The following is a 17,993-nucleotide window of genomic DNA, read 5'->3' on the forward strand; positions in this document are numbered from 1 at the left end:
CCGCACCCTCTACGACGAGGCCACCGCGTGGTCACACCACGCAACCCTCGCCGGAGCCGCTTGACATCCCTACGCCATGGGATGTCTGACCTGCGCGGCACAGGCTGTCTCGCGGGCAACCTCCCAGGCTCCGACGGGACGTCAGGCCCGAGGGTGGCCGGGCTGTCCCGACGGCGGGTCCAGGTCCGGAGCTGATGGGGGTGTGGATGGCGCCTGTGGGTTGGACGGGCCGCCCGGCCCATTCCTCGTCGGCGGCCTCCCAGACCCGTTCGATCTGCTGAGACGTCGGAACCTCCGGCAAGCCCCACTTCGTGGTCGGGAAGTGCCGATCCCTGCGGGCGGTCGCCGTTCACCGGCACCGAGCCACGGGGTGCGGCCATCGGGTGCCGCTGGTATCACTGGGCCGGGCCGAGTACCTCGTCGGCGCTTCGGGGCTCAGTGCGCGGCTGCTGGTTGAGCTTGTGGCGTTGGACGGAGGAGCGCCGGTAGACCTCTTTGCGGGCCCGCATGATGTTGCCGAGGGGGGCGTGTTCGGCGGTGACCCGCCAGGGGGTGAAGGACAGTGAGTCCATCTTCTCCAGGTTCTCCGGGCTGGAGATGTCCTGTTGTGGGAGCCGTAGCCTGGCCACGGTGACGGGCGGCGAGAGGTGCTCGGGCCACTCCACGGTGGTGTCTTCCACCGGCATGCGTTCCAGGTCGGTGCAGAGCTGGACCTGGATGTCGAAGGCGTAGGGCCGCTCCTGCAGTTCGGCTTGCAGGGCGGGCCGGAAGACTTCCGCCGCGGAGGACGGGTCGATGGTGCGCCGGACCACCGCGGCGGCGGAGTCCGGGTCGGGGGTGATGCGCACCTTGGCGATGTAGTCCCCGTGCCGGACCGCGCCCATGGTCCAGTAGCTCGACAGCAGTACGTTCGCCGGAGGGGTCTTTGCCAGGCGCAGGAAGGCCAGGAACTCGTCCCACGCCCAGTCTTCCTGGGCCAGCGTTCCCTTGCCGGTCACGAACTCGGTGAAGAAACGGTGTGCGCCGGGCCGGCCCTGGGAGAAGTACGCCGCCGCGTTCAGGAACAGTTCCTGGATGAACAGGTAGTGCTCGACCGTGTTGCAGAAGAAGATCGGTCCGTTGATGTTGGCATAGTCGAATGTGCCGGTGTCCGGTTCGTCTTCCAGCAAAGTCGGGCCGGGGATGTCGAACATCTTCAGCGCCAGTCCGGTGGCGGCGCCCAGCCGCGCGTCGGCGCCGGCGTGCGGGGAGCCGTTGGAGAAGCGGATGAGCGCGTCGTGGGTTCCCGGGGTCGCGTAGATGCCCTGGGCGTACTCGGTGGGGAGCCCGTCCAGTATTTCCACCTGCCCTCGGATCAGTCCGTAGCCCTTGGCGTGGGCGTCACGCAGGGCCCGTCCGGTGCCACCGCCCTCGACCGACTCGGCGATATAGCTCTCGGTCCTCTCGATCACCGTCTGCACGTGCTGGTCGAAGTCCGGGTCCTTGACTTCGACGTCAGGCGTGTAGGGGAGGAACTGTGCTGCCATGACTTCGACCTCTCCTCGGCGAGGGTGATCGGACTTCAGTGGGAGGAAGCGCAGTAAGCGCCTTCAGTCCTCCAGTTCGGCGAGCCAGCGCAGGGCACGCAGCCCCGGCACGAAGCAGTACTCGCCGCCGCGGGTGACGACGAAGCTGGGCAGGTTCCGCAGGCGGCGCCGGACCGGCTTCTCCGGGATGGTGACGCTGCCGGTCCCTCCGTGATGACCGGCCACCGGGTCCTGCTCGCCGGGGTAGCCGATGAAGTTGCCGTCGTTGACCCACTCGGCCTTGATGAACTCGAACTGCCGCTCCAGGTGGGCCCCGACGAAGACTCCCACCAGTCCCCGGTCAGCACCGTCGTCCTCCAGCACACCCTCGGGCAGTGGCGGACCGTAGGTGGTGCCGCGGCGGATGAGCCGGTGCATCCGTGCGTCGCCGACGATGGTGGCATCGCGGGGGTTGTTCCGGCGGATGTGTGCTCCGGCGGGGCATCGCAGACCGCGATCGTCGTGCTCCCGGTACATGAAGTTGTTGACGCGCTGCGGATCCGTCGCCAGTTCCGGGTCGTCGTGTTCCGGCGTCAGTGTCAGCGGTGCCCCGCTCGGCCAGCGTCCGACCATTTTCGCTGCCAGGAGTGCTTCCTCCTCGGCGTTGGAACTGTTGGCGCGCAGGTACCGGCGCCAGGCCGCCACGTTGGTGTGGATCTTGCGAACGGCCACATAGGTTCCGTTGCGTCCCAGCACATCCGGGGTGGGCATGGGCGGCAGATTGCCGGTTTCGTCGGGGTAGCCGAGGATGAACTCGCCCGCCTTGATGGGGGCTTCTTGCGGGTTGGAACCGGGCAGTCCGACGCCCTCGATGTTCGGATGGCTGATGCCGTCCCGGAAGCCGAAGGTGGTGCGCCCGGTCGGAAGCTGGTGAACGTCCTGCTGCCAGATCACCCGGACACCGGGCGTGTCCTCGAAGGCGACCCGGGCACGCTCCAGTTCCTGGGCCAATCGCGCCGCATCCGAGGAAAGGGCGCTCAGTGCGATGTGGACGTCGCCCGTCCCGAACGGCGCCTCCCAGTGGGCCGGGGCGTTCTCGCCCACGTCGCCGATCAACTCCGCCCGAGCGGCCATGCCCTCACGGAACGCCCGCGGGAAGCTGTCCAGCGACTCCTGAGGCACCCCCAGGGCCCTCAGCCCCTGGTAGGTGAACGCCACAGCCACCCACGCATCCCCGCTCCGGTCCGCGCTCGGCAGTCCCCCTGAGGTCACCGGGAGTAGCCGGCGCAGCAGCGCACGTCCGGCATGGCGGTCGTCGACGCGCAGGAAGACGAACTTCCCCTGGTAGGGCACGGGCCGCGGGCGCAACGCCCCGCTCTGGACGTCCTCGATCTCGACGCGCACACCGGCCGAGCCACCGCTGTCTGCCGTGTTCATGATGTTCGTGCCTCCGCATCGGTCCCTGTCCGGGCAACCCCGCAGCGACGGGTGCGCGCCCGCCGACGCGGTTCACCGAAGCGGGGTCGGCTCTGAGGGACAGCCGTGTCCGGGTTCTAGGCCGAGGCTTCGTCCAGCAGCTTCTGGAAGGCGGGCGTGGCCACCAACTCCGCGTTGGCCGGGTTCTCCAGCGCCGCCCGGAACTCAGGGGTGTCCAGCACCTCCTCGAACGCCTCTTCCACGCGGTGATCCTTGAAGATCTGCTGAACGGTCAGATCGGGATAGGCGCTGACGAAGACTCCTGCGGGCGCCTGGTGGGAGACGAACCAGTCCTTCACGCCCGGATCGGAGATGCCGGGAAACCCCTCGCTGTGGGAGAAGACCTTGTCGAAGCGTTCTCCGACCACCGTCTTGGCGAAGTCGTCGATGTAGGCGTCCCACGAGCCGTCGAAGACACTGGCGAACATGAACCGGGTGTCGTTGTCGAAGATCACGTGCCGTGCGTCGTGCAGGGTGCCGATCTGGCGCACCGCCGCGTGAACTCTCTCGTCATCCGCCGCATCGCTGAGTGCGGCGAGCACGTCGCGCAGCGCATCAGCCTCACCCGGCTTGATCTTGGTGAAGACGGTGAACTCACTGCAGACCCCGTCCGACCTGCCCGGACGCTCGGGGTGAGCCGACTGGGATGGTTGTGCCGTTGCAGTCATGGCGAGACTCCCCTGCCACGGATCGGTGCGAGGGTCGCCAAACGCCCGGAGCACGGGGCGCCATCGCCCTCACGCTCCATCCTCACCACGGATGTGCAGCCCTCGCATCTTTGTCCCTCAGGGAGGCAACGCGGGTGCAGCGGGCCGATGCCACCCTCTGATGCTCCCGAGGACAGACCGAGCCACGCACAGGAAGATGGTGTTGAGGCGTGTGTGCTGAGCACGGGGCCGTCACCTTTCCGGTCAGCCGCTCCGCTGAGCCGCGGCGCAACCGATCGCTCGGTAACCCCCGTCACGCCGCCCGTACGGTTGGGGCGACCGCCTCTTCCGGACCTCTGTTCGACTGGATCGCCACCCTGACCCCCGGCTGGAGGCAACCAATGGGCGCAGTTCTCGGTGACGTGCTGGGTTTCGCGGCCGGCGTCGCGGTCAGCCCGCTTCCGATCATCGCCGTCATCCTCATCCTCGCCACGCCTCGGGGGCGTCTCAACGGGATCCTCTTCACCACCGGCTGGATTCTCGGACTGTCGGCACTGGGCGCGGTGATGCTGGCGATCGCCTCCCCCGCGGGTGCCTCCGCGCACCAGCATCCGGCCACCTGGGTGGGGGCTCTCAAGCTCGCTCTCGGCGTGCTCCTCCTCCTCTTCGGTGCCCGGCAGTGGCAGCGGCGCCCGAGGGATCCCTCGCAGGCGAAACTTCCGAAGTGGATGGGCGCGATCGACCGCCTCACGCCGGTCAAGGTCTTCGGACTCGGCACGGCCCTGGCCGCGCTCAACGCCAAGAACGCCCCGCTGACCATCGCCGCGGGCGCCGCGATCGGCTCGGCCGGACTGCCGGTCGGGCAGCAGATCGCATCGCTGGCGATCTTCGTCGTGATAGCTACGCTCGGCCTGCTGATCCCGCTCGGAGTGTTCCTCCTCGGCGGAGAGCGGGCCAGGTCCACGCTCGGAAACTGGAAGGACTGGGCGGCTCAGCACAATGTCGCTGTGATGGCCGTTCTGTTCTTCGTCCTCGGGCTGAAACTGTTCGGAGACGGCATCTCCATCCTCACCTCGTGACAGGTTGGCGTGCGGCGGTGCGGCTGTGCTCCGCGAGGTGCAGGGCGAGCGCGGTCAGTGGACCCCGTGTGGACCACGAGCCCCGCGTGAAGCCCGGGACCGGTACGCTGTACCCGCTCCGCCCCAGGTGAGCGCGAGCGAGGTGGGTTGCCCGAGCGGCCTAAGGGAACGGTCTTGAAAACCGTCGTGGCGCGAGTCACCGTGGGTTCAAATCCCACACCCACCGCGCAGTTGAACGGCCCCTGACCAGGCATCACGGTCAGGGGCCGTGGTGCTGTGACCGGGCACGGACGGTGCGGGCGCGCCCGGGTCAGGGCCGGTGCCCCGTCATCCGTGCCGCCGAGGCGATCGTCGCCCGGGCCTCGCGCTCCGACAGGCCGGTGCCGAGAGCCGCCTCGGTCAGCGGGTCGACCAGGGCGGGGCCGATGCCGTTCTCGTAGGCGCGGCAGGCCGCCCAGAACAGACGGGTGTTGCGCTGGCCCTCGTGCGCGCAGAGGACGAACTGGACCAGCCCGCGGCCGTGGTCGCCGGGGGTGGGCGGGGCCGGGTGCGTGGACCGGGGCGGGGGCACGAGCAGGCGCAGCAGGGAGGGCGGGCAGGGAGCCGGCGCCAGGTGCGCGGTGCCCGGGGCGGTGGTGTACACGCCGTGGTCGGTGCGGGAGCCGGGGCCCACGAGGTAGCCGCCGGCGCCGCGAATGTCGATACCGGGCGCGAGGCGGCCGGCGGAGTTCGGTACGACGACGTCCGGCGGGCCGGTGAGCCACAGGTGCCGCCCGCCGCTCGGGGTGCGCACGACGACCGTCTCCGGAATGGTGAACAGATGGCGCAGGGCCAGTTCACGCAGCGCGGTCGAGGAGTCGGTGCCGGACTTGGTGTCCAGGTCGACGCCGATCAGGTGGTACGGCGGCAGGCCGCAGGCGATGCCGTAGCCGGTGGCCCGGGGTGCGGCGGCGAACAGCTCGCGGATGCGGACCGGGTCGGCCGAGGCGTCGTACACGCCGTGGCCGAGGCGCCCGCACGCGCCGTGGCAGCGCGCTGCGGCCGGGTCGGGGTCGTCGCGGTGGGGGGAGCGCAGGGCCGGGAGCTTCGTCCGGGACAGGGGGATGACGGCCAGGCCGCGTTCGGCGGCTGACAGGGCGTGTGCGAGGGCCAGCGTCGTGGCCTGCCGGTCGGTGGTGGCCATGCTTCCATGTTCGTACACACGTTCGAAAAAGGGAAGAGGGGGCCGTGGCGGCGCGCCGGATGGGCAGAAATTGGCCCGATGTGCGAAGGAACGGTTCACCTCATGTGTCACTTGAGGGTGGAGATGTTCCTTCTGCCCTCTCCTGGGGGTGGAGGGGGCCGAAGGTGGCGATGGGGGTTTATCGACTTGTCATCACACTTGCGTGCGAATGGCAGCTTTCGGGGTGGTTCGCCGGGGATTCGGTGGGCAACTCTGGTCTCGCGACGTCGTCCACCACCGTCGGAGCGGTCGGCCAACCGCCCTGACGCAAACCGCAGTTCACGGAGGAACAACATGGCAAGCATCCGTACCGCCCGCGTTCTCGCCGCCGTCGCCGCGCTCCCGCTCGCATCCGCCCTCCTGGGCGGCGTGGCGGTCGCCGACAACGGTGCCCTCGCGGACAACGGATCGAACGCGGGTGTGGCGTCCCTCATCGGCAGCGGAGTCGGTCACAACAACAACGGCAACTCGTCCACCGCACAGCAGAGCGCGGTCGGTACCGGCGCCTCGAACCAGAGCAATACAGCCCAGGTCGACCATTCCCCGTTCGCAGCCGTCCAGCAGGGCAACGAGAACGCGGTCGTCCACTTCACCCAGCTGTGGTGAGCCTTGGCGGAGGTCCCTTCGGGTGAGGGTCCTCCGGGGTGTGCTTCTGGGTCGTCACACGTCCGCGCGGCGGTACCTCGGTGCCGCCGCGCAGGCGTTTTCCGGACCTTGACACCCGTCGGGATCTGACGGACAGTCAGAAACCGGTGTCGCGGTGAGGCGGCTCGGGATGACGAGGGGGCGGCTGTGAGCACGGCAGATGTGGTGCCCGACCCGCTCGGCGCACGGCTCAGGGCGTACGAGGGGCGGCCGGCCGCCGTCGCCGGGGTGGGCAAGGACCCGGTGAACGCGCCGATGATCCGGCACTGGTGCGAGGCCATGGGCGATGCCAACCCGGCCTATCGCGGCCCGGATGCCATCGCCCCGCCCACCATGCTCCAGGCCTGGACGATGGGCGGCCTGTCCGGGCACGAGGGCCGCACGGGCGCCTACGACGAGCTGCTGGCCCTCCTCGACGCCTCGGGCTGTACGTCCGTGGTGGCCACCGACTGCGAGCAGGAGTATCTGCGGCCCCTGCGCCCGGGTGACCGGGTCACGTTCGACTCGGTGATCGAGTCGGTCTCCGGCCGCAAGACGACGAAGCTGGGCACCGGGTACTTCGTCACGACCCGCACGGACGTCCGGGTCGACGGCGGCCTCGTGGGCGTGCACCGCTTCCGCATCCTCAAGTACGCCCCGGCCCGTCCAGAACCGCGGGCCCCGCGTCCCCGCCCGGTCGTCAACCGGGACAACGCGGGCTTCTGGGAGGGTGTGGCCGCCCACCGGCTCCTGATTCAGCGCTGCACGGGCTGCGGCACCCTGCGCCACCCCTGGCTGCCGGGGTGCAACGCGTGCGGCTGCCTCGACTGGGACACGGTCGAGGCGAGCGGCGAGGGGACGGTCTACTCGTACGTGGTGATGCACCACCCGCCCTTCCCGGCCTTCGAACCTCCCTACGCGGTCGGCCTGATCGAGCTCGCCGAGGGGGTGCGGATGGTGAGCAACGTGGTCGGGGTGCCGTACGACAAGGTGCGCATCGGGATGCCGGTGCGGCTGGAATTCCAGTCCTGCGACGAGGAGTTGACGGTGCCGGTGTTCCGGGTGGCGGAACGGTGAGGGCCGGGGAGCAGCTGCCTGCGCTGGAGATCCCGGTCACGCGGACCCTGATCGTGGCGGGGGCGATCGCGTCGCGGGACTACCAGGACGTCCACCACGACGCCGAGCTGGCCGGGCAGAAGGGCTCACCGGACGTCTTCATGAACATCCTGACGACGAACGGCCTGGTCGGCAGGTACATCACGGACCACTTCGGCCCGACGGCGGTGCTCCGCAAGGTCGCCATCAGGCTCGGGGCGCCCAACTACCCGGGGGACACGATGGTGTTGACGGGCAGGATCGAGGCGGTCGACGGCGACACCGCGACCGTGCGGGTCGTCGGTGCCAACGCCCTCGGCAGACATGTGACGGGCACGGTGACGGTCACGGTCCCGGAGGGCCGCTCATGAGCGTGCGCAGCCGGGACACCCTGGCCAAGCGCGCCGCGATCGCCGGCATCGGGGCCACCGAGTTCTCCAAGGACTCCGGGCGCAGTGAGCTGCGGCTGGCCGTGGAGGCGGTGCGGGCCGCGCTGGACGACGCGGGGCTCGCACCGGCGGACGTCGACGGGATGGTGACGTTCACGATGGACACCAACCCGGAGATCACGGTCGCCCAGGCCTGCGGGATGGGCGAGCTGTCCTTCTTCTCCCGGGTCCACTACGGCGGCGGCGCGGCCTGCGCGACGGTCCTGCAGGCGGCCCTCGCCGTGGCGACGGGCGTGGCCGAGGTGGTGGTCTGCTACCGCGCCTTCAACGAGCGGTCGGGCCGCAGATTCGGCGCGGGCGTGCGGCACCGGGAGCCCTCGGCGGAGGGGGTGGCGCTCGGCTGGGTGCTGCCGTTCGGGCTGCTCACCCCGGCCTCCTGGGTGGCGATGGCGGCCCAGCGGTATCTCCATGCGTACGGGCTGACAGCGGAGGTCTTCGGGCATGTGGCCGTGGTGGACCGCGGGTACGCCGCGACGAACCCGGCGGCGTACTTCCACGGCCGCCCGATCACGCTGGCCGAACACGCGGCCTCCCGCTGGATCGTGGAGCCGCTGCGGCTGCTGGACTGCTGCCAGGAGACCGACGGCGGGCAGGCGATCGTCGTCACGTCCCTGGAGCGGGCCCGGGACCTGCGGCATCCCCCCGCCGTCATCGCGGCGGCCGCCCAGGGCGCCGGCCGGGCGCAGGAGCAGATGACCAGCTTCTACCGGGACGACATGACCGGCCTGCCGGAGATGGCCGGGGTGGCCCGCCGGCTGTGGCGCAGCTCGGGTCTCGGCCCGGCCGACATCGATGTGGGGATCCTGTACGACCACTTCACGCCGTTCGTGCTGATGCAGCTGGAGGAGTTCGGGTTCTGCGGGAAGGGGGAGGCGGCGGACTTCGTGGCCGAGGAGCGGCTGCCGCTCAACACACACGGGGGCCAGCTCGGGGAGGCGTACCTGCACGGCATGAACGGCATGGCGGAGGCGGTGCGCCAGCTGCGGGGCACGGCGGCGAACCAGATACCGGGAGCGACCCGGACCCTGGTGACGGCCGGCACCGGGGTGCCGACGTCGGGACTCATCCTGACGGGGGACGGCTGATCCGCGGGCCGGGCCCCTGTCCCGAGGCGCGCTGACCGACGGGCCGGACCCGCACCCGAGTCAGGGTCGGGCCGGTGGGCGGACCCGGAGGTGATCGGTGGGGAGCCGGGGTCGTACCCGCAGACGGGGTGTGTCCGCCGTCCACCTTCAGGAGGTGGAGTCAGCCCCACCCCTACAACCTGAGGGGGACTCCGCTTCGGGACCTGCGGGCGATCCGCCGCAGGGGGACCCGCTCCTAGCGTGGAGCCATGACCACACCCGTCTGCACCAGCGCCTCGGCCGCCGCCGCACCAAGGCGGCAGACTCTCCCGCACGCACGGCTCAGGCCGGGCGGGGAGACTCCCGCCTACCCGTCGTTCGCGTCGTACGTGCGGGCCCGCCAGCCGGTCCTGCTGCGCACCGCCCGCTCGCTGACCGCGAACCTGAGCGACGCCGAGGATCTGCTGCAGACCGCGCTCGCCAAGACCTATGTGGCCTGGGAGCGGATCGAGGACCAGCGGGCGCTCGACGGCTATGTGCGCCGGGCGCTGCTGAACACCCGGACCTCGCAGTGGCGCAAGCGCAGGGTGGACGAGTTCAGCTGCGACGAGCTGCCCGAGCCGGAACCCGTGCCCGGTGACGGCGACCCGGCCGAGCGGCAGGCGCTGCACGACGCCATGTGGCAGGCGGTCATGAAGCTGCCGGCGCGGCAGCGGGCGATGGTCGTCCTGCGCTACTACGAGGACCTCAGCGAGGCCCAGACCGCCGCGGTGCTCGGGGTGTCGGTGGGGACGGTGAAGTCGGCGGTGTCGCGTGCGCTCGGCAAGCTGCGCGAGGACCCCGAGCTGGAACTGGTCCGCTAGCCCGGAATTTCCCTCCGTTTTCCCCGGGGTGACCCATCCCCTAGTGACATACCGCGCGGTATGTGAGCAGAATCAGCGCTACCTCTACCACCGCCTAGGCAACGCCGCCCCGGGAGGACTCCGTGCTGAGCACCATGCAGGACGTACCGCTGACCGTCACCCGCATCCTCGTGCACGGGGTACTGGTACACGGGAGGTCCCAGATCACCACCTGGACCGGCGAGGCCGAGCCGCAGCGGCGCAGCTTCGCCGAGGCTGGGGTACGCGCGGTGCAGCTGGCGAACGCCCTGCGCGACGAACTCGGCGTCCGGGGCGACGACCGGGTGGCGACCCTGATGTGGAACAACGCCGAGCACGTCGAGGCGTACTTCGCGGTCCCGTCCATGGGCGCGGTGCTGCACACGCTCAACCTGCGGCTGCCCGCCGAGCAACTGGTGTGGATCGTCAACCACGCGGCCGACAAGGTCGTCATCGTCAACGGCTCGCTGATCCCGCTGCTCGCACCGCTGCTGCCCCAGCTGCCGACGGTGGAGCACATCGTCGTCTCCGGCCCCGGTGACCGTTCGCCGCTGCACGGCGCCACCGCGCGGGTGCACGAGTACGAGGAACTGATCGCGGACCGGCCGCAGCGGTTCGACTGGCCGGAGATCGACGAACGCCAGGCCGCCGCCATGTGCTACACCTCCGGCACGACGGGCGACCCCAAGGGCGTGGTGTACAGCCACCGTTCGATCTACCTGCACTCCATGCAGGTCAACATGACCCAGTCGATGGGCCTGACCGACCAGGACACCTCGCTGATCGTGGTGCCCCAGTTCCACGTCAACGCCTGGGGGCTGCCGCACGCCACCTTCATGACCGGCGTGAACATGCTGATGCCGGACCGCTTCCTGCAGCCGGCGCCGCTCGCCGAGATGATCGAGAGCGAGAAGCCGACGCACGCGGCCGCTGTCCCCACCATCTGGCAGGGCCTGCTGGCCGAACTGACCGCCCGCCCCCGGGACGTCTCCTCCCTCACCCAGGTCACCATCGGCGGCGCGGCCTGCCCGCCCTCCCTCATGAAGGCGTACGACAACCTCGGCATGCGGGTCTGCCATGCCTGGGGCATGACGGAGACCTCCCCGCTGGGCACGGTCGCCCGCCCGCCGGCCCACGCCACCGGAACGGAGGAGGAGTTCGCCTACCGCCTCACCCAGGGCCGCTTCCCGGCCGGCGTCGAGGCCCGCCTCACCGGCCCCGACGGCGCATTCCTGCCCTGGGACGGCGAGTCGGCGGGTGAGCTGGAGGTGCGCGGCAACTGGATCGCGGGCGCGTACTACAACGGCCCCGACGCCGAACCCCTGCGCCCCTCCGACAAGTTCAGCGAGGACGGCTGGCTGAAGACCGGCGACGTCGGGACCATCTCCCCCGACGGCTTCCTCACCCTCACCGACCGGGCCAAGGACGTCATCAAGTCAGGCGGCGAGTGGATCTCCTCGGTGGAGCTGGAGAACGCGCTGATGTCCCACCCGGACGTCGCCGAGGCCGCGGTGGTCGCCGTGCCCGACGAGAAGTGGGGCGAGCGCCCGCTGGCCACGGTCGTCCTGCGGGAGGGTGCCACCGCCGACTTCGCGACCCTGCGCACCTTCCTCGCCGAGGAGGGCCGCATCGCCAGGTGGCAGCTGCCCGAGCGCTGGACGATCGTCGAGGCGGTGCCGAAGACGAGCGTGGGCAAGTTCGACAAGAAGGTGCTGCGCAGGCAGTACGCGGACGGCCACCTGGACGTCACCCACCTCTGACCGAGCTGACCGAGGAGAGGCACTCGCCGGCGCACCCTCACGGGCACGCCGGACGCCGACCGTGACCGCCTGCGGACCTCCGCAGGGAGGCGGCCCGCAGGCTGGTCACCCGCCAGGACCCAGGGCCTGGCGGGTCTAGTTCGTGCCGATGCTCGCCAGCAGATCCACGATCCGGCTCTGCACCTCGGTGCTGGTCGACCGCTCCGCGAGGAACAGCACCGTTTCGCCCGAGGCCAGCCGCGGCAGGTCGGCCTGGTCGACGGCCGCCGTGTAGACGACCAGCGGGGTCCGGTTGAGCTGCCCGTTCGCGCGGAGCCAGTCGATGATCCCGGTGAAGGCGCCCTGCCGCCGCTGTGCCTGCATCAGGTCCATCACCACGAGGTTCGGCCGGAACTGCCCGGCGAGCGTCACCGCGTCGGTGTCACTCGCGGCCCGCGCCACCTGCATCCCGCGCCGCTCCAGCGTCGAGGTCAGCGCCAGCGCGATCTCCGCGTGCTCCTCGATGAGCAGCACCCGCGGCGGATGCTGCTCGCTGTCCCGCGGTGCCAGCGCCTTCAGCAGAACGGCGGGATCGGCGCCGTACGCCGCCTCGCGCGTCGCCTGCCCGAGCCCGGCCGTCACCAGTACCGGCACCTCGGCCGCGACCGCGGCCTGCCGCAGCGCCTGCAGGGCCGTCCGCGTGATGGGTCCCGTCAGCGGGTCCACGAACAGCGCGGCCGGGAACGCCGCGATCTGCGCGTCGACCTCCTCACGGGAGTGCACGATCACCGGCCGGTACCCACGGTCGCTCAGCGCCTGCTGGGTCGTCGCGTCCGGCGCGGGCCACACCAGCAGCCGGCGCGGGTTGTCCAGCGGCTCCGGCGGCAGCTCGTCGTCGAGCGGCTGCGGCAACGGCGCGTCCGAGACCTCGACCGCACCACCGGGGCCGTCCAGCGGCTCGGGCCCCTCGGCGGCATCGGCGTCCGGCGCGCCTATGGCGTACGACCGGCCCGCGCCCTCGGTGCCCGGGGCGAGCAGGGACTGCCCGGCGAGCGACGGCTGCGCGGGGACCGGCTGTCCGCCGAGTGAGGGCTGCGCGAGTGACGGCTGTGCGGGCGCCGGTTCGGCCGGCGGATGCGGCAGGGCCGCCTGCTCCGGCTGCTGTTCCGCGCGCTGGGCCGGGTCGGGAGGCGTGCCCAGCTTGCGCCGCCGGCCGGATCCGCCCGGCGTGTGCGGCGGCGGGGTCGCCGTCGGCTGCTGCACCTGCGCGGCCTGCCGCGAGAACGGAACGCCCTGCCCGAGCGTGCGGACACTGATCGCCCGACCCTGTGTCGAGTTCGGGTCGGCCGCGGCGTCCTCGGCGGGCAACGGCTGCGCGGCCCGTGGCGCCTGCGCACCGGCGTGCTCCGCGGGGAGCGGGGTGCCGGGGGCGGGCGTGCCGGTCTGCGGTACGGGCGTGCCCGCGCCGGAGGTGCCGTCGGCGCCGGGCCACTGCTGGGGCACGCCGGGCGCCGGGACGGCCGTCGGCACCTGCCCGGTACCCGCCCCGGCCGGCGACGGCCCGCCGCTCGGGGTACCACCGGGCGGAGTCGCGGCCGGGACCGCGGGAGGCTGCTGGGCCGGGAGGACCGGTACGGCAGGCTGCTGACCCGGCGCGGGCACACCGGCCTGGGCGCCCGGTGCCGCCTGCGCGGGAGCGGGGGTCTGCCCCGCGGCCGACGCGGGACCGGCCTGGACGGGGATACCCTGCCCGGCCGTACCCTGCGCCGGAAGACCGTGAACGGGCGTGCCCTGACCAGGGGTCTGCGCCCCGGCGGGGGGCGGCCCGGCCCGCCCCGGGAGCGCCTGGCCGGGAGCGGCTTGCGCGGGAGGCGTCTGTGCGGCAGGGATCGGTGCCGAGGCCGGCTGTGTGCTGTCCGGTGCCATCGGCTGAGCGGGACCCGTCGGCTGGGTCACGGCCCGGCGGCGGCGACCGGTCGGCGCGCTGGTCGGGTGCGGCTGCGGTGGGGTGTGGTCCGAGGCCTGGTCGAGCGGTACGGCGTCGTGCCGGCCGCCGTCACCGGGTACCCGCGTGACGGGCAGCGGCTGCTGAGCCGGCACCCGTACCTGTCCGGCGTCCTGCCCCGGAATCCGCGGCTGCCCCTCGGCGGCCCCTGGCGCGGCACCCGCGACGAGACCCGTACCCGGCCCGGCAGGCGCGACCGCCCCGGGCCCGACCGGCACAGCGCCCCCGGGCTCCGCGGGCGCACCCGCGCCCGGGACCCCGCCGGCCACCGGAACCGTACCCACCCCGTTCGCCGCGTCCGCGGACTGCGGTGAGCGGTCGGCCTCGGCCGGCGGCAGGGCGAAGACCGTACGTGCGCCGGCCTCCTGTGCGGCGGCCCGCTCCGCCGCGGCGGCCAGCGCACGTCGGCGCCGCCCGGTCGGCTGCCCGCCCTCGGCCGGAACGCCGTCCGCAGCCGGAACGGCCGCAGCCCCCGGTGCCGCTCCGCTGCCTGCCGCCGCGGGCAGGGCGGGCGGCAAAGCCGGCTGCGGGGCGCCCGAGTCGTGGGGGAGGCGTCGGCCCGTGGGCACGGGTACGCCCTGGGGCGGAACGGCGGAGCCGAGGCCCGTACCCGAGGCAGCGGCCCCGGCGGCATGCTCGGCAGCCGTCACCACCGCCCCCTCGCTCACGGCCGCACCCTCACCGGCGTTGCTCTCGGCGGGCCGGCCGCGCCGTCGCCCGGTACCGCCGGACGCGCTCTCCACGCCCTCGGCCGCCGGCACCGCGCCGGTCTCCTCGGTGGGCGCGGCGGCACGCCTGCGGCGCCGCCCGGTCGGTGCGGGCGCCTCCGTGTCACCGGCCTGAGCCGCCGCGGGCACCTCACTGTCCAGGAAGGCGTCCGTGGAGGCGCGCCGGGCCCGCCGCCGTCCGCCGCCGGCCGACTGCTCGACGGCACCGGCCGTCTCCTCCGCGGCCGGTTCACCGCCGCCGGAGACCTGCGCGCCCGGTCCCTGCATGCCCGTCCCCTGCCCGGGCGGAAGGGCCGCGACCGCCGGTACCTGTCCGTCGACCGTCCCGGCGCCGCCGCCGAGCGGCACTTCCAGCACGTACGCGCTGCCGCTCATGCCCGGCACCTCGTGGGTCTGCAGCACGCCGCCGTGGGCCCGCACGATCCCGCGCACGATCGGTTCGTGCACCGCGTCTCCCCCGGCGTACGGTCCGCGCACCTCGATCCGCGCGACCTCACCGCGCTGCGCGGCGGCGACCACGACGGTGTTGTCCAGGTAACCGCCCGCGGAGACGGGGGAGTTGCCGGTCGCGTCGACGCCGGCCACGTCCGCCACGAGGTGGGCGAGCGCGGTGGCGAGCCGCTGCGGGTCCACCTCGGCCTCGATGGGCGGCGCGTGCACGGCGAACTGCACCCGTCCCGGCCCGATCAGCTCGACGGCCCCGTCCACACCCGCGGCGACGACGGCGTCCAGCATCACCTTCGTGCGGGTGATGTCGTCGGCGCCGGCGTCCAGCCGCTGATAGCCGAGGACGTTGTCGATGAGCGTCGTGATCCGCGAGTACCCGGCGGAAAGGTGGTGGAGCACCTGGTTGGCCTCGGGCCACAGCTGCCCGGCATCGTCGGCGGCCAGCGCGGCCAGCTCGCGCCGCAGCTCCTCCAGGGGCCCGCGCAGCGACTGCCCGAGCAGGGTCAGCAACTGCTCATGGCGCCCCGCCAGCGCCTCGTACCGGTCCTTCTCCCGCTCGGCGAGCGCGGCGTACCGCTCCTCGCCGGCCGCCAGCTCCTCCACGTGCTTCTCGCGGAGCTCCTCCAGCTCGGTGACGTGCTGCTGGCGCAGCGCGGTCAGGTCGGAGGCGTGCTCCTCGGAGAGCCGCTCCACCTCCTCCGCGTGCGCCTTCTCCAGCGCCGCCTTCTCCTCGGCCAGGGTGTCGAGCGGGCGCCGGTCGGTGAAGGTCATCACGGCGCCGACGAGCTGGTCCCCGTCGCGCACGGGAGCGGTGGTGAGGTCGACGGAGACCTTCTCGTCCCCCTTGGACCACAGCACCTGCCCGCGCACCCGGTGCTTGCGCCCGGAGCGCAGGGTGTCGGCGAGCGGGGACTCCTCGTACGGGAAGGGGGAGCCGTCGGGGCGCGAGTGCAGCACGAGTGTGTGCAGCTCCTTGCCGCCCAGCTCACCGGCCCGGTAACCCAGTATCTGGGCGGCGGCCGGATTGACGAGGACGATCCGCCCGTCGGTGTCGGTGCCCACGACGCCTTCGGCCGCGGCCCGCAGGATCATCTCGGTCTGCCGCTGCGAACGCGCCAGCTCGGCCTCGGTGTCGACGGTCCCGGACAGGTCCCGTACGACGACCATCAGCAGCTCGTCGCCGGTGTAGCCGTAACCGTCGTACGCCTGCTGGCCGTTCTCCAGATTCGCGCTCGTGACCTCGACCGGGAACTCGGTTCCGTCGGTCCGCCGCGCGATCATCCGCGTCGGCTTCGTGCGCCCGTGCGGGTCCATGTGAGCGGGGCGCCGCATCGAGCCGGGGATGAGCCGCGAGTCGAACTCCGGCAGCAGATCCAGCAACCCGCGCCCGACGAGTGCCGTGCCCGGTGCCTCGAAGGCCTCCAGCGCGATGGTGTTCGCGTTGACGACGGTTCCGTTGGCGTTGACCAGGACCAACGCGTCCGGCAGCGCGTCGAGTATGGCTGCGAGGCGAGCAGCGCCTCGGGATGGCCTGCTGCTCACGAGACGCCTTCCTCCCTGTTACCGCACCTTGCCGACCGCTCGGGCCATCTTGCCAACCGGCCCGCGACGTGTCACGCGAGGGAGTCTAAGCGCACACGTTGCGCTCGCGACGCCGGATGAGAGGGAGGTCCCACGACGAAGTGACACCGAACGCGTGACCGCATGCCGCCCACGGCCTCCCCACCTCGTCCGAGCCCTCGCCCCAGCGGGGGGCCGGCCGCTCAGACGGTCACCGACCCCAGCTTCGGCAGCAGGGGCACCAGCCCGTCCCACCGCCCGATCTCGCACCCGTTGCTGCGGTCGTAGCCGGCGTCGACCCTGCGTCCGGCCCAGGTGCCGGTCACCCGGGCGGTGGCCGGTCCGCCGTAGAGCATGGTGCAGGTGGTGCCGGGTGCCACCGGAGCGAAGAGGTCCCGCCCCCAGCGCGTGTGCTCGTCCAGCACCCGGCAGGCCTCCGCCGCGTCCGGGTGGCTCCCGCCGGCCGGATGACAGGACAGCTCGTACCTCCCGTCCCGCCCGGATCCGGCCTGCCGCACGACGACGGTGAGGTGATCGCCGCCCCGGTCCTCGGGCCGCACGGGCGACGGCCCGGTGGGCGTGGCGGGCGCGGCGGGCGCGGCGGGTGCGGCGGGCGCGGCGGCGGCGGGTACGGCGGACAGGGCCAGGACCCCCGAGACAGCGGCCAGGACAGGCCCCACGCCGCCCCGGACCGGACCCGGCCGGACACCGGCGCGCGCCGGACCTCGCTGAAGAAGAAAGACCATGTCCTGCCCAACGTCTGCGGCCCCCGGACGTTGCGGCGCGCCTCGCCGGACAAAGCCCTTTGCCCTGTGACCCGACTGCCTAGTACCGTGGGGGGCGATTGGTGACAGGCCGCACGGCTGTGTCATCATCTGCACGCACCACTCGCGCGCTCGCGTGAGCGGTTGTGCTGGAGGCGTCGCCTAGTCCGGTCTATGGCGCCGCACTGCTAATGCGGTTTGGGCCTTAAAGCCCATCGAGGGTTCAAATCCCTCCGCCTCCGCACCGATCCCGAAGCCCCGGTCCTCAGGACCGGGGCTTCGGCGTTCCCGCCCTCGCCGCCCGTACGTGTACCCCTCAGCCTTCGTCGGCGTTTCAGCAGGTCACAAGGGGTGTGCGAATCGGATTTCACATGACGGCGGCAGTCATGTAATGTTCTTCCTGTCGCCGCGAGCGGGCCGAAAGGACCGGGGGCGGGGGCAAAAACAAAAGAACAAGCACTCGTAGCTTAACGGATAGAGCATCTGACTACGGATCAGAAGGTTGCAGGTTCGAATCCTGCCGAGTGCGCAGCACGCCAGAGGCCCTGTGGATCACTCCACAGGGCCTCTGGCTTTTCCTTGACGGCAGTGTTTGACGGCAACCGCCTCAGAGGGCGGGTGCGGGGCCGATCGGAGATCCCGACGGGCGTCGGCGCCCTGGGTGAGGTCCGACTCAGGGACGGCAGGTCGCCCGCGCGATCACCTCAT

The 17,993-nt window shown here is 72.0% G+C and carries 13 protein-coding genes and 3 tRNA genes; 10 read left to right on the top strand and 6 right to left on the bottom strand.

Annotated elements, in window-relative coordinates:
• Positions 1–395: 395 nt before the first annotated feature.
• From ACZ7GZ_RS29990 to ACZ7GZ_RS30000, 3 genes are all read right to left on the bottom strand, one after another.
• Positions 396–1,526, bottom strand: a complete 1,131-nt coding sequence (locus ACZ7GZ_RS29990) for a catalase family protein (protein ID WP_471028949.1) — start codon at positions 1,524–1,526, stop codon at positions 396–398.
• Between the two features lie 63 nt (positions 1,527–1,589).
• A complete protein-coding gene (locus ACZ7GZ_RS29995) occupies positions 1,590–2,942 on the bottom strand; it encodes a Dyp-type peroxidase (RefSeq protein ID WP_471028950.1) in 1,353 nt (450 codons plus the stop codon).
• A 116-nt stretch (positions 2,943–3,058) separates the two neighbouring features.
• The gene (locus ACZ7GZ_RS30000) at positions 3,059–3,649 is read right to left on the bottom strand and encodes a hypothetical protein (RefSeq protein ID WP_471028951.1); all 591 of its coding nucleotides are present in this window, start codon (positions 3,647–3,649) and stop codon (positions 3,059–3,061) included.
• Positions 3,650–4,029: 380 nt separating this feature from the next.
• On the opposite strand from ACZ7GZ_RS30000, the gene ACZ7GZ_RS30005 reads away from it, so the two are divergent.
• Together ACZ7GZ_RS30005 and ACZ7GZ_RS30010 are read left to right on the top strand one after the other, a co-directional pair.
• Complete coding sequence (locus ACZ7GZ_RS30005; RefSeq protein WP_471028953.1) at positions 4,030–4,707, top strand: GAP family protein; 678 nt, start codon at positions 4,030–4,032, stop codon at positions 4,705–4,707.
• A gap of 141 nt (positions 4,708–4,848) precedes the next feature.
• Positions 4,849–4,933 (top strand) — tRNA-Ser (locus tag ACZ7GZ_RS30010).
• An 84-nt stretch (positions 4,934–5,017) separates the two neighbouring features.
• Here ACZ7GZ_RS30010 and ACZ7GZ_RS30015 read toward each other — a convergent pair.
• Positions 5,018–5,890: a bifunctional DNA primase/polymerase gene (locus ACZ7GZ_RS30015; protein ID WP_471028954.1), complete on the bottom strand. Its 873-nt coding sequence runs from the start codon at positions 5,888–5,890 to the stop codon at positions 5,018–5,020.
• A gap of 333 nt (positions 5,891–6,223) precedes the next feature.
• Here ACZ7GZ_RS30015 and ACZ7GZ_RS30020 point away from each other — a divergent pair, with 333 nt between their 5' ends.
• The 6 genes from ACZ7GZ_RS30020 to ACZ7GZ_RS30045 all read left to right on the top strand — a co-directional run bounded on the left by ACZ7GZ_RS30020 (position 6,224) and on the right by ACZ7GZ_RS30045 (position 11,802).
• Complete coding sequence (locus tag ACZ7GZ_RS30020; protein ID WP_471028955.1) at positions 6,224–6,535, top strand: hypothetical protein; 312 nt, start codon at positions 6,224–6,226, stop codon at positions 6,533–6,535.
• Positions 6,536–6,721: 186 nt separating this feature from the next.
• On the top strand, positions 6,722–7,630 hold the full coding sequence (locus tag ACZ7GZ_RS30025; protein WP_471028957.1) for a bifunctional MaoC family dehydratase N-terminal/OB-fold nucleic acid binding domain-containing protein: 909 nt from the start codon (positions 6,722–6,724) through the stop codon (positions 7,628–7,630).
• Entirely contained in the window at positions 7,627–8,019 is a 393-nt protein-coding gene (locus ACZ7GZ_RS30030; protein ID WP_471028959.1) for a hotdog family protein, read from the top strand. Before ACZ7GZ_RS30025 ends, ACZ7GZ_RS30030 begins: the two co-directional genes overlap by 4 nt.
• Positions 8,016–9,182 carry a lipid-transfer protein gene (locus tag ACZ7GZ_RS30035; RefSeq protein ID WP_471028960.1) on the top strand — a complete coding sequence of 389 codons (1,167 nt, stop codon included), beginning with the start codon at positions 8,016–8,018 and terminating at the stop codon, positions 9,180–9,182. Before ACZ7GZ_RS30030 ends, ACZ7GZ_RS30035 begins: the two co-directional genes overlap by 4 nt.
• 248 nt (positions 9,183–9,430) lie before the next feature.
• Positions 9,431–10,024, top strand: a complete 594-nt coding sequence (locus ACZ7GZ_RS30040; protein ID WP_471028962.1) for a SigE family RNA polymerase sigma factor — start codon at positions 9,431–9,433, stop codon at positions 10,022–10,024.
• A gap of 134 nt (positions 10,025–10,158) precedes the next feature.
• Positions 10,159–11,802: a long-chain fatty acid--CoA ligase gene (locus ACZ7GZ_RS30045; protein WP_471029051.1), complete on the top strand. Its 1,644-nt coding sequence runs from the start codon at positions 10,159–10,161 to the stop codon at positions 11,800–11,802.
• 135 nt (positions 11,803–11,937) lie between these two features.
• Here ACZ7GZ_RS30045 and ACZ7GZ_RS30050 read toward each other — a convergent pair whose 3' ends face one another.
• Both ACZ7GZ_RS30050 and ACZ7GZ_RS30055 read right to left on the bottom strand, forming a co-directional pair.
• The gene (locus tag ACZ7GZ_RS30050) at positions 11,938–16,503 is read right to left on the bottom strand and encodes a PAS domain-containing protein (RefSeq protein ID WP_471028963.1); all 4,566 of its coding nucleotides are present in this window, start codon (positions 16,501–16,503) and stop codon (positions 11,938–11,940) included.
• Between the two features lie 221 nt (positions 16,504–16,724).
• A complete protein-coding gene (locus ACZ7GZ_RS30055; RefSeq protein WP_471028965.1) occupies positions 16,725–17,201 on the bottom strand; it encodes an SSI family serine proteinase inhibitor in 477 nt (158 codons plus the stop codon).
• 235 nt (positions 17,202–17,436) lie between these two features.
• Between ACZ7GZ_RS30055 and ACZ7GZ_RS30060 the strand changes: the two genes are divergently transcribed.
• Both ACZ7GZ_RS30060 and ACZ7GZ_RS30065 read left to right on the top strand, forming a co-directional pair.
• Positions 17,437–17,527 (top strand) — tRNA-Ser (locus tag ACZ7GZ_RS30060).
• A 214-nt stretch (positions 17,528–17,741) separates the two neighbouring features.
• Positions 17,742–17,814 (top strand) — tRNA-Arg (locus ACZ7GZ_RS30065).
• The last annotated feature ends 179 nt before the right edge of the window (positions 17,815–17,993 follow it).

The organism is Streptomyces sp. NPDC037288, assembly GCF_055603265.1.

Coding starts and splice junctions, on each gene's coding strand:
- ACZ7GZ_RS29995 (WP_471028950.1), bottom strand. CDS start 2,942: ATGAACACGGCAGACAGCGGTGGCTCGGCCGGTGTGCGCGTCGAGATC.
- ACZ7GZ_RS30045 (WP_471029051.1), top strand. CDS start 10,159: ATGCAGGACGTACCGCTGACCGTCACCCGCATCCTCGTGCACGGGGTA.
- ACZ7GZ_RS29990 (WP_471028949.1), bottom strand. CDS start 1,526: ATGGCAGCACAGTTCCTCCCCTACACGCCTGACGTCGAAGTCAAGGAC.
- ACZ7GZ_RS30000 (WP_471028951.1), bottom strand. CDS start 3,649: ATGACTGCAACGGCACAACCATCCCAGTCGGCTCACCCCGAGCGTCCG.
- ACZ7GZ_RS30020 (WP_471028955.1), top strand. CDS start 6,224: ATGGCAAGCATCCGTACCGCCCGCGTTCTCGCCGCCGTCGCCGCGCTC.
- ACZ7GZ_RS30040 (WP_471028962.1), top strand. CDS start 9,431: ATGACCACACCCGTCTGCACCAGCGCCTCGGCCGCCGCCGCACCAAGG.
- ACZ7GZ_RS30005 (WP_471028953.1), top strand. CDS start 4,030: ATGGGCGCAGTTCTCGGTGACGTGCTGGGTTTCGCGGCCGGCGTCGCG.
- ACZ7GZ_RS30015 (WP_471028954.1), bottom strand. CDS start 5,890: ATGGCCACCACCGACCGGCAGGCCACGACGCTGGCCCTCGCACACGCC.
- ACZ7GZ_RS30035 (WP_471028960.1), top strand. CDS start 8,016: ATGAGCGTGCGCAGCCGGGACACCCTGGCCAAGCGCGCCGCGATCGCC.